Here is a 15,481-nt window from a genome sequence, read left to right as displayed (position 1 = left end):
GTCAACACCCGAATCCACCAACCCCCAAAGACCCTCCGGCGAACCCACACCACCCGGATACCGACACGCCATCCCCACCACCGCAACCGGCTCATCGTTCACGCCCGTGGACGGTGCCAGGGCTCTTCGCCCTGACCCCACGACCTGGTCCAGCAAGTGTCTTGCCAGCGCGTCAGGGTTGGGATGGTCGAAGATCACCGTGGACGGCAGCCGCAGCCCGGTCGCGCTGTTGAGCCGGTTGCGCAGTTCGACGGCGGTGAGTGAGTCGAAGCCCTGTTCTCTGAACGCCCGGGCGGTGTCGATGTCGTCACCTGAGACGTGTCCCAGTGCCAAAGCGGCGGCGGCGCGCACGAGGTCGAGTACGGCGCCGGGCTGTTCCTCGGCGGGCAGCGCGGCGATGTCGGCCGGCCAATCGCCGCCGTCACGGGTGCCTGAGGTGGGTGCGGCGCGGCGCGCACGGACGAGGCCTCGCCAGATGGAAGGCGGAAGGCCGGAGCCGGCCATGGCCCTGCTCGGATTCAGATCGGCGGGCACCAGGGGCGTGTCGCCACTGGTCAGTGCCTGGTCGAACAGTCGCAGCCCCTGCTCCGCGGTGAGCGGTGTGACACCGCTTCGGGTCCACCGGGCCACGTCGCCCTCGGACAGCGCGCCGGCCAGGCCTGACCGCATGTCCCACAGTCCCCAGGCCAGGGACTGGGCGGGCAGTGCGTGGTGGCGGCGGTGGTGGGCGAGGGCGTCCAGGAAGGTGTTGGCGGCCGCGTAGTTGGCCTGTCCCGGGGCACCGATGACTCCGGCAATGGAGGAGTACATGATGAACGCCGACAAGCCTGCGTTCTCGGTCAACTCGTGCAAGTTCCACGCACCATCGACCTTGGGCCGCATCACAGCCTCCAGCTGAGCCGGAGTCAGCGACGTGAGCGTGGCATCCTCCAGGACACCCGCGGTATGAATCACAACACTCAGCGGATGCTCCTCGGGCACCGTGGCGAGCAAAGCAGCCAGCACCTGACGGTCCGCAGCATCGACCGCGACGATACGGACCTCGGCACCCAGCCCAGCCAACTCCTCCCCCAACGCTTCAGCGCCCGGACTGTCGAGACCCCGCCGACTGAGAAGCAGCAGATGACGCACGCCGTACTCCACGACAAGGTGCCTGGCCAAAACCGCCCCCAAAGCACCCGTACCACCCGAGATCAACACCGTGCCGGCCGGGTTGGGCTCGAGCGGGTCCGTGCGCCGTTTTGTGGTACGGGCCAGCCTCGGGACGTGGAACTGTCCGTCTCGGACGGCGACTTGCGGTTCGCCGGTGGCGACCGCGCGGGGGATCAGCGTCTGCGCGTCGCCGCGCCCGTCGAGATCGACCAGAACGACCCGGTCGGGGTGTTCCGTCTGGGCTGTGCGCACCAGGCCCCACAGCGGTGCGTGGGCCAGGTCGGCCACGTCGTCGTCGGGCAGCACGGCGACGGCGCGGGTCGTCACGAGAACGAGCCGAGACCGTGCGAACCGCTCGTCGTCCAGCCATTGCTGGAGCAGTTCCAGCACTCGGGCGGTGGCGGCGTGTGCGGCGGCGGGCAACAGGTCGTGGCTGGGCTCGAGCGTCGTCACCACGAGATCGGCGGGAGTGGCGGCGGAGAGGTCGTCGTCGGTCAGGTCCGTTCGGCTGCTCGCGGGGACGGCGGGTGCGGGCACCATGGGCCACTGGACCGTGAACAGCAGGTTGTCGCGCCCGGCCGTGGCGAGCATGCTCTTGGCGACGGGGCGCAGTGTGAGGGATGCCACGGTCACGACGGGGGCGCCGGCCTTGTCGGTGATGGTCAGCGCGACTGTGTCCGGGCCGGTGGGCGTGATCCGTACCTGGAGCGCGGTGGCTCCTGCCGCGTGCAGCCGGATACCGGCCATGGAGAACGGTAACTGGATCTCCTGGGGGTTCTGCGGAGCGGCCAGATGGGGCAGCAGCGGGTGCAACGCGGCGTCGAGCAGCGCGGGGTGCAGGCCGAAACGGGTGGCGTGATCGTGGTGCTCTTCGGGCAGCTCCACATCGGCGAAGTGTTCGTCGCTCAGCCGCCAGTGGGCCCGCAATCCCTGGAACGTGGGACCGTAGTTGTATCCGAGGTCGAGCAGGGCGGCGTAGGCGGCGTCGACGGGCTGCGGGACCGCGCCGGCGGGCGGCCACTGGCCCACGTGCCCGGCCGTCGGCTGGTCAGCGGAGGGCGACAGGACGCCGGTGGCGTGTTGCGTCCACGGTCGTGCCGGGTCCTCAGTGGCTGGGCGCGCGTGGATGGTGAACGGCCGGGAGCCGCCGTCATCGGGGTCGGCGACCCTGACCTGGATGCGTACGGTGCCTTGCTCGGGCAGCGCCAGCGGCGCTTCGAGGGTCAGCTCGTCGACCGTGTCGATGCCCGCGCGTTCTCCCGCGGCGAAGGCCAGCTCGAGGAAGGCTGTGGCGGGCAGCAGGACGGTGCCTTCGACGACGTGGTCGGACAGCCAAGGATGCGTTCGCAGGGACAGCTGGCCGGTGAGGACCATCCCGCCGCCGGCCACGTCCACCGCCGCGCCGAGCAGCGGGTGCTCGGCGGGGTCGAGCCCAAGGCCGTGGGCGTCGGAGCGAGTGCTGGGGGCCAGCCAGTAGTGGTCGCCCTGGAATGCGTACGTCGGCAGGTCGACCGTGCGGCCGCCCTCGACGCGCTCGCGCCAGTCGACGTGTACGCCATTGACGTGGGCCTCGGCGAGCGAGGTCAGTACGCGGGTGAGTCCGCCGTCGCCGCGGCGGATCGAGCCGATGACGCTCGCGTCGGCGTCCGTGGTGGCGAGCGTGTCCGCGATGCTCGTGGTGAGCAAGGGGTGAGGGCTGCACTCGAGGAAGACGTCGTGGCCCAGGCGCGACAGCGCCCGCACCGACTCCTCGAGGCGGACCGTACGGCGCAGGTTTTCGTACCAGTAGTGGGCGTCGAGCGGAGTTTCGCCGAGCCAGTCGCCGGTGACGGTGGAGAAGAACGGGATCCGGCTCTCGTGGGTCTCAAGGCCGGCGAGTTCCTGGAGGAGGGTGTCGCGGATCAGCTCGACCTGGGCACAGTGGGACGCGAAGTCCACGGGGATCTTCTTCGCTCTGATGCCGTCCTGGGTGCAGGCGGCGATCAGTTGGTCGAGGGCGTCGCGCTGACCTGACAGGACCACCGTGGAGGGCCCGTTGACGGCGGCGACGGAGATCTTCTCCCCCCACTGCTCGATGCGGCTCATCACCACGTCGTGCGGTGCGGTGAGCGACACCATCGCGCCTTGGCCGGACAGCGCGCGGGCGATGACCTGGCTGCGGACCGCGACCACCTTGGCCGCGTCGGCGAGCGAGAGGGCGCCTGCGACGCAGGCCGCCGCAATCTCGCCTTGGGAGTGGCCCAGGATCGCCGACGGTTCCAGGCCGTGGATTCGCCACACCTCGGCGAGTGCCACCATGACCGCCCAGAGCGCGGGTTGGGCAACATCGACCCGGTCGAACCCGGGCGCGCCGTCGGCGGCGTGCAGCACGTCGCGCAGTGACCAGGTGATGTACGGCGCGAGTGCGAGTTCGCACTGGGCGATCCGGTCGGCGAAGGCCGGTGAGGTGTCGAGCAGTTCGGCGCCCATCCCCGCCCATTGGGATCCCTGGCCGGGGAAGACCAGGACGGACTTGCGCTCGCGGCTGCCGTTGTAGTGGCCGTGGACGACGCCGGGCAGAGGGGTGCCGTCGGCGATCGCGCGCAGTCCGGCACGCAGGTTGTCGGTGTCGGTGCCGATGACGACGGCGCGGTGTTCGAGGGTGGAGCGCCGGGTCGCGAGGGAGTAGGCGAGATCGAGGGGTGCGGCGGTGTGGGTGTCCAGGTGGGCGAGGAGCGTGTAGGCCTGTGCGCGCAGTGCGTGCGCGCTGCGGGCGGAAAGCAGCCACGGCACGGTCCGCGCGGGCGCCGGCTCGCCGTCTGGCGCGTGGTCGGGGGCCTGCTGGAGGATGACGTGCGCGTTGGTCCCGCTGATCCCGAACGAGGAGACCGCGGCCCGTCTGGGTGTGCCGGTCTGCGGCCACTGCCGATCCTCGCTTACCACGGCGGCCGCACCAGATGTCCAGTCCACGCGGGGCGTCGGCTGATCGACGTGCAGCGTGGCCGGCACAAGGCTGTGCCGGATGGCCTCGACCATCTTGATCACGCCGCCGATGCCGGCCGCTGCCTGGGTATGCCCGATGTTGGACTTCAGCGCGCCGAGCAGTACCGGTTCCCGCCCCTGCCGGTCGCGCCCGTAGGTCGCCAGAATCGACTCGGCCTCGATGGGGTCGCCCAGCGTGGTGCCGGTGCCGTGTGCCTCGACGACGTCGATGTCGCGGGTGGTGAGTCCGGCGTCGGCGAGTGCCTGGCGGATCACGCGCTGCTGCGACAGGCCGCGTGGGGCGGTCAGGCCGTTGGATGCGCCGTCGGAGTTGATCGCGCAGCCCTTGACGAGCGCGAGGACCTGGTGGCCGTGCCGGCGGGCGTCGCCGAGCCGCTCCACCACCAGTAGGCCGGCGCCCTCCGACCACGCTGTGCCGTCAGCGGCAGCGGCGAAGGCCTTGCAGCGCCCGTCCGGCGACAGTCCCTGCTGGCGGGAGAACTCCAGGAACATGCCGGGGTTGGACATGACCGCCACCCCGCCTGCGAGGGCGAGAGCGCACTCACCACGTCGCAGCGACTGCACGGCCATCTGCAGGGCGACCAGGGATGAGGAGCAGGCCGTGTCCACGGTGATCGCGGGGCCGACGAAACCGAACTGGTAGGCGATGCGCCCGGACATCACGCTGGCCGTGTTGCCGGTGAGCAGATGCCCTTCGACGCTTTCCGTGGCGTCGTGCATCCGCGGGCCGTAGTCGCCGGCCGTCGCGCCGATGAACACGCCCGTGGGAGTGTCGCGCAGCTCCCGCGGGACCAGTCCGGCCCGTTCCAGCGCCTCCCAGGCGATTTCCAGCAGCAGCCGCTGCTGCGGGTCCATCGCGGTCGCCTCACGCGGGGAGATGTCGAAGAATTCGGCGTCGAACCTGCCGACGTCGTCCAGGAAGCCGCCCTCGCGCACATAGCTCTTGCCGGAGCGCTCGTGGTCCCGGTCGTAGATGTCCTCGTCCCACCCCCGGTCGGTGGGGAACGCCGAGATGGCATCACGGTGGTCGGCCACCAGCCGCCACAGGTCCTCGGGTGACATGATGCCGCCGGGGTATCGGCAGGCCATGCCGACGATGGCGATCGGCTCGTCACAGCCGGACGGCTTGGGCAGGTCCTCGTCGCGGTCCTCGGCGCCCCGCAGCTCGGCGGCGATGAAGTCCACCAGCGCGCTGGGCGTTGGGTGGTCGAACAGGAGGCCGGTCGGCAGTCGCAGTCCGGTCGCGTCGATGAGGTTTTCGCGCAGTTCCACCGTCATCAGTGAGCTGAACCCGAGATCCCGGAATGAGAGGTCCGTCTCGATCGGCCGGCTGGGCGGGTAGCCCAGGACCGCGGCGACGTGCGCTGTCACGAGCTCGGCCACCGCGTGCTCATGCGCCGGCGACGACGGTGCGGGCTCCCTGGCGGGAGGGGGTTCGCCGCGACCGCCCGCAGGGGAACTGTCCGCCCCGACCGCAGGCGGGTCCGTTACCCAGTACCGCTCGCGCTGAAAGGCATACGTCGGCAGGTCGATCCGGTGTGCCCCGGTATTGGCGTACACAGCGTCCCAGTCCACCGCCACCCCGCGCACGAACGCTCGTGCGAGTGCTGCGCCGATCGTGCGCTCCTCGGGCTTGCCGAAGCGCAACGCGGGTTCGACCTCGACCCGGTTGCGGTCGAGCACGCTCTCGGTCACCATCGGCGAGCACACCCCGTCGGGCCCCAGTTCGATGACGGTGCGTACGCCCTCGGCTTCCATGGTGCGCACGGCCGCCATGAACCGCACCGGCCGGCGGACCTGGTCGACCCAGTAGTGGGGGGATGCCAGCAGTTCGGGCGGAGCGATCTCTCCCGTCACCGTGGAGACGATGGGGATACCGGAGCGGTGGAACGACAGCGGGGTGACAGTCCTGCGGAACTCGTCGAGCATCGCGTCCATGTGCGGTGAGTGGAACGCGTGACTGACCGTCAGTTGCTTGGTCTTGTGCCCCTTGGACCGCAGGACGGCCGCGACGCCAAGCACCGCTTCGGTGTCGCCGGACAAGACGACGGAGGCGGGGCTGTTCACCGCCGCGACGACCACCCGCCCCTGCCAGTTGGCCAGTGCCGAGATCACATCGGCTTCGCAGGCCTGTACCGCGACCATGGAGCCGCCGGCCGGCAACGCCTGCATCAGCCGCCCGCGGGCGGCCACCAGCGAGCAAGCGTCGGCCAGCGAGAGCACGCCGGCGACATGGGCAGCGGCCACCTCACCGACCGAGTGCCCGGTGAGGAAGCCCGGGCGCACCCACCACGACTCGAACAGGCGGAACAACGCCACCTCGACCGCGAACAGCGCGGGCTGCGTGTAGCCGGTCTGATCGAGTTCGTCGCCCGAGGCGATGACCTCCCGCAGTGGACGCTCCAGCAGCGGGTCGAGCTGCGCGCACACCTCGTCGAAGGCCGACGCGAACACCGGAAAGGCCGCATACAGCTCCGCCCCCATGCCCGTGCGCTGCGCGCCTTGCCCGGAGAACACCATGCCCAGCAGGCCACCCGCCTCCGTGCCCGACACCACCCCGGCCGCAGGTGTACCCGACGCCAAAGCCTCCAGTCCCGCCAGCAGTTCGGCGCGGTCGGCGGCCAGGACGACACCCCGGTGACCGAACTGAGACCGGGTGGAGACCGACGACCTGCCAACGTCGGCCACGCCCACGTGGCTGTGTGCCGCGACGAACCGGGCCAGACTGGCGCCCTGGGCTCGCATCGCGGCCATCCCCCGACCGGAAACCACCACCGGCAGCACCGCGGCCGGGTGTGGCCGTCCCGCCACCTGCCCAACGGCCACGCTCGCCGGTGCCTCGGTGACTATGACGTGGCAGTTGCTGCCCCCCATGCCGAATGAACTCACACCGCCGATCAACGGGCGGTCCGGGTGGGGCCAGTCGTTCAGGCGGTCGTTGACCGACAGGTTGAGCTCGTCGAGTGGGATCTTCGGGTTGCACGTACGAAAGTTGAGGCTCGCCGGCAGCAGACGGTGGCTGATGGACAGGATCAGCTTGATGAGACCGGCTATACCGGCAGCGCCTTCGAGGTGCCCGATGTTGGTCTTGACAGAGCCCACCCTCAGGGGATCCCCGGCCGCCTTCAGACGGCCGAGCGCCGCACCCAGCGCGGCCGCCTCGATCGGGTCGCCCAACGGCGTGCCGGTGCCGTGCAGCTCGACGTACTGCACCTCCTGCGGGGCCACCTCGGCCCGCCGCTGAGCCAGGCGAAGCACCTGCTCCTGTGCGGCGGGACTGGGTACGGTCAGTCCCGTGGTCGCGCCGTCGCTGTTGACCGCGCTGGCGAGAATCACGCCGTGGATGCGGTCACCGTCGGCGACGGCCAAGCTCAGCGGTTTGAGTACGACCACGCCGGCGCCCTCGCCGCGCACATAGCCGTTGGCCCGGGCATCGAAGGTGAAGCAGCGGCCCTCCGGGGACAGCCCGCCGAACCGCTCAGCGCCCAGCACACCCTCCACGAGGATGTTGAGGTTGACCCCTGCCGCGAGGGCCAGGTCGGATTCTCCGTTGCGCAGGCTCTCGCAGGCTAGATGGACGGCTACCAGCGAGGACGACTGGCAAGTGTCAACGGTGAAGCTGGGGCCGCGCAGCCCGAGCACGTACGACACCCGGTTGGCGAGGATGCCACGGTGCGTGCCGGTGACGGTGTGCTGAGTGATGGCCGCGGAGCCCTGCTGATACAGCAGGCTCGTGTAGTCCTCGCGGATGGTGCCGACGATGACGGCGGTCTGGCTGCCCTCCAAGCTCGCCGGGACGATCCCGGCGTCCTCCAGCGCTTCCCAGGCGAGTTCCAGGAGCAGCCGCTGCTGCGGATCCATGACGACGGCCTCGCGAGGTGAGACGCCGAAGAAGGCGGCGTCGAAACCCGCGATGTCGTCGAGGAACCCTCCCAACCGCATCTCGCTTCGGGCGTCAGCCGCGATCGACTCGCGCCGGTGCGCGGGCATCTGCGCGATGACGTCTCGGCCCTCGCGCAACAGTTCCCAGAAGGCGGCGGGACCGGACGCCCTGGGCACTCGGCAGGACAGGCCGACCACAGCGATCGGCTCGGGCTGGTCCCGCCGCAAGCAGGCGGAGTGTCGCTCGATCGTCATTTCGTTCGACTGCCCTTCTTCTGCCGGAAATCACTTTCGGCCGCATTGAACGTATCACGGGTTCATTCTCCGACGGCCGGAAATAGTCTACGGACGGTAACCAGATGTTCGATCAAGAAAATTACCAGCTGATGACCGGCGGACTTCAGAGGTGTCGCCGAATCAATTTTCGGACTCACTCGGAAGATCGTGGTAACCAGGCAATCTAGCTTCATTCAGAACGCAGAGGAGAGAGCCGTTACCGACCTATTACGTCGGAATCATGCAGCACGAAGACGCCAGTGATACCTTCTCACTGGATGCAGATATTCGACGCTGCCGGGAGAGGCACGGAACCGGGTTTCACTCCCAGTAGTTGAGCGCACCTCCGGCGTGGCGTGCTCCGCCTTGAAGAGCACAGCCGTTCATTGGCGAGCTGTCAGAGAGAGCGCAGACGGATCCACACGATACGAGAAGGCAGGGCAGAAGATGAACCCGGTGATCGAGGAGCTCGAGCTGTCAGAACCGCATTTGGCAGCATGGCTGTCCTCGGTGGGACTTGGGGTCGAGTATGTTCGTGCCCAAGGAAACACTCTCTTCTATCGCGGCACTCAGGGGGACGAAGTCCCCGTGCTCGACCTGGCCGGCGGCTACGGATCGACGATACTCGGGCACAACAACCCCGAGCTGGTGGGCTACGCAAAGCGTTTGCTCGACGAAGGGACGCCGATCCATGCCCAGTTCTCCAGGCATCCCTACGCGAACACCCTCGCCACGAAGGTCAACTCCATCATCCGACGCGAACTCGGAACCGAAGATCCCTATTCGGCGATCTTTTCCAACAGTGGGGCAGAGGCTGTCGAAGCGGCGATCAAGCACGCCGAGCTCGACCGGACGATGAAGTTGGCCGCGCTCACCGAAGACATCGAAGCCAACATCGAGAGGGCACATACCGCTGTCCGCAATGGTGCCTGGATAATTCCCGAGGATGTTTCTGCGGTACTCGGTTCGGACTGGAAAGCGTCGGATGACGCCGGACTCGACCGCCTGGTGGCAGGAATCAAGCGTGTCAACAGCGAACGGCTAGTCGGTCCGCCGGTATTCATAGCCCCAGAAGGGTCCTTCCACGGAAAGTTGATCGGCAGCGTCCAGCTCACCCACAACATCGGATTCCGGGCCCCCTTCTCCTCACTGGCCACGCACTGCCGGTTCGTCTCTCTGGATCAGCCCGAGGCCCTGACGAAAGTCATCGACGAAGAAAAGAGAGTCCTGCTCGATTTATCGCTCGACTACGGAGTAGTGCGGGTAATCGAACGCAGTCTACCGATATTCGGCGCCTTCGTGCTGGAGCCTGTCCAGGGCGAGGCCGGCATCAGAATGCTCGACCCGGCGGCCGTGCGACAGATCCGGCAGGCATGCGCGACGATCGACTGCCCGATCGTCGTCGACGAAGTGCAAAGCGGGATGGGCCGCACCGGTGCCTTCTTCGCCAGCTCGCACATCGGCCTCCAAGGCGACTACTACACTCTGGCCAAGAGCCTGGGTGGCGGGATCGCCAAAGCCGCCATGACGCTGGTAAGGGGATCGCGCTACCGTAAGGAGTTCGAACTCGTCCACAGTTCGACCTTCGCCAAGGACAGCTTTTCCACTCTGATCGCCAGCCGGACAGTGGACCTTCTCGAAGCACACGACGGGAAGGCATACCGACTGGCCGAGGAACGGGGAAAACGACTCCTGACGATGCTGGGCGCATTGGGAGCGGAGTTCGGCACCGTCGTCAAGGACGTTCGCGGCAAGGGCCTGATGATCGGCCTGGAATTCCACGACCAATCCGACTCCCCCTCGGAGATCATCCGCGAACAGGCACGTGCGGGAGTGCTTGGCTACCTCCTCGCCGGATACCTCCTGCGGGCACAAGCCATCCGGATATTTCCGACCGCCAGCGCCACGAACACACTGCGATTCGAGCCGTCCGTCTACTTGACCGACGCCGAGATCGATCACGTAGAAACCGGACTGCGCGCTCTGATGACCACACTCCAGAACCAGGACGGCGAGAGCCTGCTTCATGCAAGAGCGGACCAGTACGACCACTGACAAGGACAACGACCATGCACGCCACGGCAGAACCCAACGCCTACCTCGCAGGCGGCCGCAGGGACTTCCCCCAGGCCAATCGCCTCATCCACCTCGATCCCCCCGACCAGGACAAGACCGCCCTGACCTGGTGCGGCAGCAACGAGCACTTCGTCCTCACCGAGGAGACCGTCGAACATGACGGCCACCAAATCGCGCTCTACCGCTGGGCATACCGCACCAGCATCGCCGAATAGCCGGCAGCGCGTTCCCGCCCGACGACACTGCGGCGCCTTGACATGGGAAGCAGTAGACCGGGACGGGCATCCCTGAGGGCCTCAGAAGAATCCGGCGAGCGGACGTGTGCCGACCGGGATACCCGCCTGGCGCCGTCCGCCACCTCATCGGCGGCGCCCTACTGCAGCGATCGCAGCCCATCGGCGGACGAACCTCCATGGAGCCCCGGGCAGCCAAGCTCTCTCGGCCACCCCGCGGTCTTCCCCATAGCAGCCGCACCCGGGGCCCTTGAGCCCACCGATCTTACGAACAGCCAGTGCAGACCTACCAGCTGGTCGGGTAGGAAGCCGTGCTTGGAGGTAACGATGCTCGAGGGCCTCCTGCCTGGCGTCGTCCGCTGCGCTGAAGAGTACGGCGAGGTGACGCAGCTCTTCCTGTTCCCCGAAGAGTGGGCCGTGATCGCGCGAGCCGTGATCGCGCGCCGCGACGAGTTCGCGGCGGTACGGTCCTGCGCGCGCCAGGCGTTGGCCGAGATCGGTATCGCGCCGCAGCCGATCCTCCCCGGCCAGGGCGGCGCGCCACGCTGGCCCAAGGGCGTGGTGGGTAGTATGACGCACTGTTCGGGATACCGGGCCGCCGCCGTGGCACGCGACTCACAGGTAGCCGCCCTCGGCATCGACGCCGAGTGTGCCGTGCCGCTGAAACCGGGGATCCTCGACGCTGTGGCCTCCTCCCGCGAGCGATCACGAATCCGCGCCCTCGCCGCCAGCCTGCCCCATCACCCTTGGGACACCCTGCTGTTCAGCGCCAAGGAAGCGGTCTACAAGAGCCTGTATCCGGGCAACCTCCGCCAACTCGATTTCCTGGACGCGGAGATCGACCTCGATCCCGACGCGGGCACCTTCCAGGCCCGGCTGACAGTAAACGGACTAACGGTGGGCGGGATCGCTGTGACCCGGGTGCCTGGCCGCTGGGCGGTGCAGCGCGGCTTCGTCCTCACCGCGGTGGCGCTACAGGGCCCAGGCCCGTACTGACCATGAGCGTTGTTGCAACGGAGGTTTGACCATGGCGAACACTTCCCGATGTGCGCTGGGGCCTCTGGCGACCTGGGATCGGCCGACTTCCAGGCCCCTTGAACACCGCGATCCGCCGCCACCAGATCGGTCAGCTGTGCTCTGGTGACCCCGATAGTTCGACAGGCCCCCAGGGAGCAGGGAACTATCAATAACGAATCAACTGATGGGCTGGTGAAGGAAAAAATGAGGGACACTGTTCTGGTGCTGGGGGGCACAGGAAAGACTGGACGTCGCGTAGCACGCCAACTCGCTGAACGCCGCCGTCCGGTCAAGGCCGCCTCCCGCTCGGGCGAACAATTCTTCGACTGGCAGGACAGCGAGACCTGGGCCGACGCCGTCGAAGGCGTCGAGTCCGTGTACGTGGTGGACGAACAGGGTCCCCACGCAGCTGAGCTGCTAGCCGACTTCGCCAAACTCGCCACACGCAAGGAAGTCAGGCGCTTCGTGCTGTTATCCGCGCGGGCGGTCGAGCAGTGGTCGCACGACGAGTCGATGTTCGCCACCGAGCGAGCCGTACAGGAATCTGGCGTGGGTTGGACAATTCTGCGGCCATCCTGGTTCGCGCAAAACTTCAGCGAGGAGCCCTTGCTGTCCGATGGCATCAACGCCGGCGAACTCGTGCTGCCGCTTTGGACTGGATCCGAACCGTTCATCAACGCCGAGGACATCGCAGCCGTAGCCGTGGCCGCGCTTACCGAGGATAGCCATGAGGGCGAAATCTACCGCCTCTCCGGACCGAGGCTCATGACGTTCGGCGATTGCGTAAAGGAAATCTCGGAGGCTACCGGGCGGGAGATCCGCCAGGTCAAGGCATCTCATGAGGAGTATGTCGAGCATCTCGTCCAGCTAGGCTATCCACGAGAGATCGGCGATTACGTGAACGGACTGTTCGACACGATCCGGATTGGCCAGACCGCCTATCTTTCCGACGGCGTGCAGCGCGTGCTCGGCCGCGAGCCTCGCGACTTCTCCCAGTACGTTGCCGAAACTTTGTGGCCGACCCCCGTGCCCGACCAGGGGTAAAGGCTGTTCAGTAGGCGGATCGACTTCTGGAACGGCGGATTTGGAGGCACATGCCTCTTCGTGTCACCCAAATAGCAGAGGAAGGATTGACTAATGACGGCGGAAGTCAACGGTGCCGGCCCAGTCAGCGACCTGGAAGATGTCCTGGAACGCTTCAGTGAGGCGTTCAACTCCGGCAATGTAGAGGCGGTTAACGCTCTGTATTCTGAGGAAGCCGTGGCGGTGTGGGACCCAGGCATTCCCCTATCCGGCCGGGCCCGACTGGACAGGGCTACTGAGTTCATGTCATATGGCCCGGCCATCGAGGCGACAGTCCGGCAGTCGCTCGTAGCCGGCGATACAGCGATGGTGATTGTCGATTGGTCCATGCAGACCACCGGTGCAGATGGTAAGCCCGAGCATCTGAAAGGGGTCGCGGTGGATATCCTGCGGCGAGATAACGACGGTAATTGGCGCTACCTCATCGATTATCCGTATGCCGCCCAGTAGTCCGCATGGTCCAGATGGTCAGTCTGTTGGCTAGTCAGCTTGAACGTGTGATATCAGCTTGATCGTGAGCCGATTTCCCGTGATCGGGCCGCCACCTGTGAGATCGCTCTTTGAGATCTGCCGCGTCCCGTCCTGACGTGCGTGTTCGCGATGTTCGTACCACAGACGCCCTCGCCGGCATCGCTCCACTCAGCGACTTGCTCGCACTTCCTAATCGGTGAGTAGGAGGCGGGCAGGCCAGCGGCGACGCAGCGGCAGTGATCGTCAGTGCCAACTCACCTTTGGTCACGAAGCCCCGATCATCGGTGCTTGGCATCGGCCCCTGCTCGGTGCCCATCGCCTGCGACGCAGGGGGCACGGCGTTTCCGCTTCGGTGAGATGTCGGTGGTGTGTGGACAACACCTGCGAGAAGGGCGGGAATCCTGCGCTCGTGATCTCGCCCGCAACACCCCCGACATGCAAGATCAGTGGGCGGCCGAGTCCTGCGGGGTGGCGATGGTGTACCGGTACGAGGAGGGAGTCGTGGCAATCGCCTTGGAATCGCCGTTCCCTTCAGGGCTGTATGACACGTCAACATACATATTGGTGCCGTAAGTGGCGGTGTACGTGGCTTCGCCATCGAAGTGGACCGTCTTGTTCACCGTGTCAACTGTGATCCCATCGGGCAGGGCCGGAGCGCCGACCTTCTGAGGTCCGTACCGTGTATTCGGCCCAAGGATGTCGGCCAGCTCGCCCTGAAATCCAGAGACCTGGGTCGTTGGCATGCCGCTGAGGTCGGCCCGGAGGTGCAGTGACCCGGTGGTGTCGACCTGCTGCAGCGTTACGCTGACATCGGCCTGGGTATGAGCGGGAAGGAAGATATTCTGAGGCGGTGCCATGTACGTCTCTCCCGTAGTTGTGCTCTCTGTGTCGGTACTGCTGAAGTTGACCGTCGTACTCAGTTCGCCGCCTGCTTGGACCGGCCCAAAATTGACCGTGGCGATAACCTTGGCGCCCAGCTGGACACCGTTAGTTACCGACGTGCTGAGCGTCTGCTTAATTTCCTTGCTGAACGACGCAGACGACAGCGTTTGGTCCCGATCGCTATCGTTCGTCAAGGTCGCTGAGCCTATGTACCAGGTGTCACCCAGCGTTGTAGTCGGAGTGCCCTCCGGCTCGGCTGAGACGTTACTGGCAACGATCGGGCTGGTGTCCACCGGGCCCAGATAGCCCGAACACCAGCTGGCGCAGTTAAAATAGTACGGGAGCTGCTGGGTTGCGACCTGGTCCAGTTGGACCATGCCCGTGGCGGCGTGGGCCGCACCCGGCGTCAGAAGCGATATGCCGAATGCGAGCGGCGCGATTGCGGACACTGCCTTGACTGCCTTGATTTTAGTGAGATCCATGATGAAACTCCTGTCGATGAAGGAACGAAATGCGTTTAAATTCCTTGTTGAGCCGAAATTAGTTGACCCCTTGCCGCCGAGGCTTGCGACCTGTGCAGACGTCCCGGAAAAGGCGACAGTAAGCTAATTTCGGCTCAATACTTCGCTGCGTCCATTCGGGTTGATGTGCGCGGCCTTATCCAACCCGCAGCGGATGACTCGCGAAATCCTCTGACTGGACGAGCGAGCGGTGGATGAGCGGCCGCTCCAATGCGCAGCACTCGCCGCGGACCTCCACGCAGCCGAGCGTCGCGCTCAGGTCGTCTCTCTTCGCTCGGCGAAGAGCTGCGCACTCAGCGGCCCGACATGCAGCGCGGACGGGCCGAGCTGGTACATCGGACAGGTGGGTCCGCGGGCCCACAGCCCATCCTGGCAGCTATCGGAGCCAGACCCCATCGGGGGCGGTTGCAGGGTGTCTCAGAGGCATGGCTCGACCTCACCGTGGCGAGGTGGGTTCGGTTGGGGAACCTGAAAATGTAGTACGGCTCTTGGATCTCCGGGGAGAGGGGCTCACGAACGGTGATGCTGATCTAACGACCCGGTGTAGCCGGCGCTCTTCAGGAGTGGTCGGCATTGGTCACGAGGTCGCCCTGGGGAGGCGAGGCGGTCACCTGGTTTCCCATCTGATGGCTCTCGCTGACGATCGGGATGTGAAGGCTCCCCAGTTGCTGGCCTGCATGGTTGCCGTCTAGTCGCCGGGGAGCTGGAAGAGGAACCGCCAGTTGGAAGACGGTTGGCACCATCGGTGGGGCCGGTGGGGTGGAGCCAGTGGCTTCCAGGAGCTTGGCGTCGGGGTAGAGCAAGTGGATACGGGCGACCGCGCCGTTGGGAAAGCCAAGGAACCGCACGGTGACGGACGATGTGGATGGGATGCTGCCGTGTCGGCACGCTGAGGCCAGTCGGCAC

The 15,481-nt window shown here is 66.6% G+C and carries 7 protein-coding genes; 5 read left to right on the top strand and 2 right to left on the bottom strand.

Translation table 11 applies throughout. The features are described from left to right. On the bottom strand, positions 1 to 8,271 hold an 8,271-nt coding region (locus P3T41_RS35885), incomplete at its 3' end, for a type I polyketide synthase (protein WP_280694852.1). 468 nt (positions 8,272 to 8,739) lie between these two features. On the opposite strand from P3T41_RS35885, the gene P3T41_RS35880 reads away from it, so the two are divergent. From P3T41_RS35880 to P3T41_RS35860, 5 genes are all read left to right on the top strand, one after another. Further along, positions 8,740 to 10,347 carry an aminotransferase class III-fold pyridoxal phosphate-dependent enzyme gene (locus P3T41_RS35880; RefSeq protein WP_280694851.1) on the top strand — a complete coding sequence of 536 codons (1,608 nt, stop codon included), beginning with the start codon at positions 8,740 to 8,742 and terminating at the stop codon, positions 10,345 to 10,347. A 14-nt stretch (positions 10,348 to 10,361) separates the two neighbouring features. Continuing rightward, positions 10,362 to 10,583, top strand: coding sequence for a DUF5988 family protein (locus tag P3T41_RS35875; protein WP_280694850.1), 222 nt, complete (start codon positions 10,362 to 10,364; stop codon positions 10,581 to 10,583). Positions 10,584 to 10,928: 345 nt separating this feature from the next. Continuing rightward, a complete protein-coding gene (locus tag P3T41_RS35870; protein ID WP_280694849.1) occupies positions 10,929 to 11,597 on the top strand; it encodes a 4'-phosphopantetheinyl transferase superfamily protein in 669 nt (222 codons plus the stop codon). Positions 11,598 to 11,810: 213 nt separating this feature from the next. Beyond that, positions 11,811 to 12,662 (top strand): NAD(P)H-binding protein, encoded by an 852-nt coding sequence (locus tag P3T41_RS35865; RefSeq protein WP_280694848.1) that lies wholly within the window; start codon positions 11,811 to 11,813, stop codon positions 12,660 to 12,662. 93 nt (positions 12,663 to 12,755) lie between these two features. Further along, complete coding sequence (locus P3T41_RS35860) at positions 12,756 to 13,151, top strand: nuclear transport factor 2 family protein (protein WP_280694847.1); 396 nt, start codon at positions 12,756 to 12,758, stop codon at positions 13,149 to 13,151. A gap of 464 nt (positions 13,152 to 13,615) precedes the next feature. Here P3T41_RS35860 and P3T41_RS35855 read toward each other — a convergent pair whose 3' ends face one another. After that, positions 13,616 to 14,536, bottom strand: coding sequence for an ETX/MTX2 family pore-forming toxin (locus tag P3T41_RS35855; protein ID WP_280694845.1), 921 nt, complete (start codon positions 14,534 to 14,536; stop codon positions 13,616 to 13,618). Between the last annotated feature and the right edge of the window lie 945 nt (positions 14,537 to 15,481).

Source organism: Kitasatospora sp. GAS204B (assembly GCF_029892155.1).
Lineage (GTDB): Bacteria > Actinomycetota > Actinomycetes > Streptomycetales > Streptomycetaceae > Kitasatospora.
This window is presented reverse-complemented; position numbering and strand designations above follow the sequence as displayed.

Coding starts and splice junctions, on each gene's coding strand:
- P3T41_RS35880 (WP_280694851.1), top strand. CDS start 8,740: ATGAACCCGGTGATCGAGGAGCTCGAGCTGTCAGAACCGCATTTGGCA.
- P3T41_RS35870 (WP_280694849.1), top strand. CDS start 10,929: ATGCTCGAGGGCCTCCTGCCTGGCGTCGTCCGCTGCGCTGAAGAGTAC.
- P3T41_RS35860 (WP_280694847.1), top strand. CDS start 12,756: ATGACGGCGGAAGTCAACGGTGCCGGCCCAGTCAGCGACCTGGAAGAT.
- P3T41_RS35855 (WP_280694845.1), bottom strand. CDS start 14,536: ATGGATCTCACTAAAATCAAGGCAGTCAAGGCAGTGTCCGCAATCGCG.
- P3T41_RS35875 (WP_280694850.1), top strand. CDS start 10,362: ATGCACGCCACGGCAGAACCCAACGCCTACCTCGCAGGCGGCCGCAGG.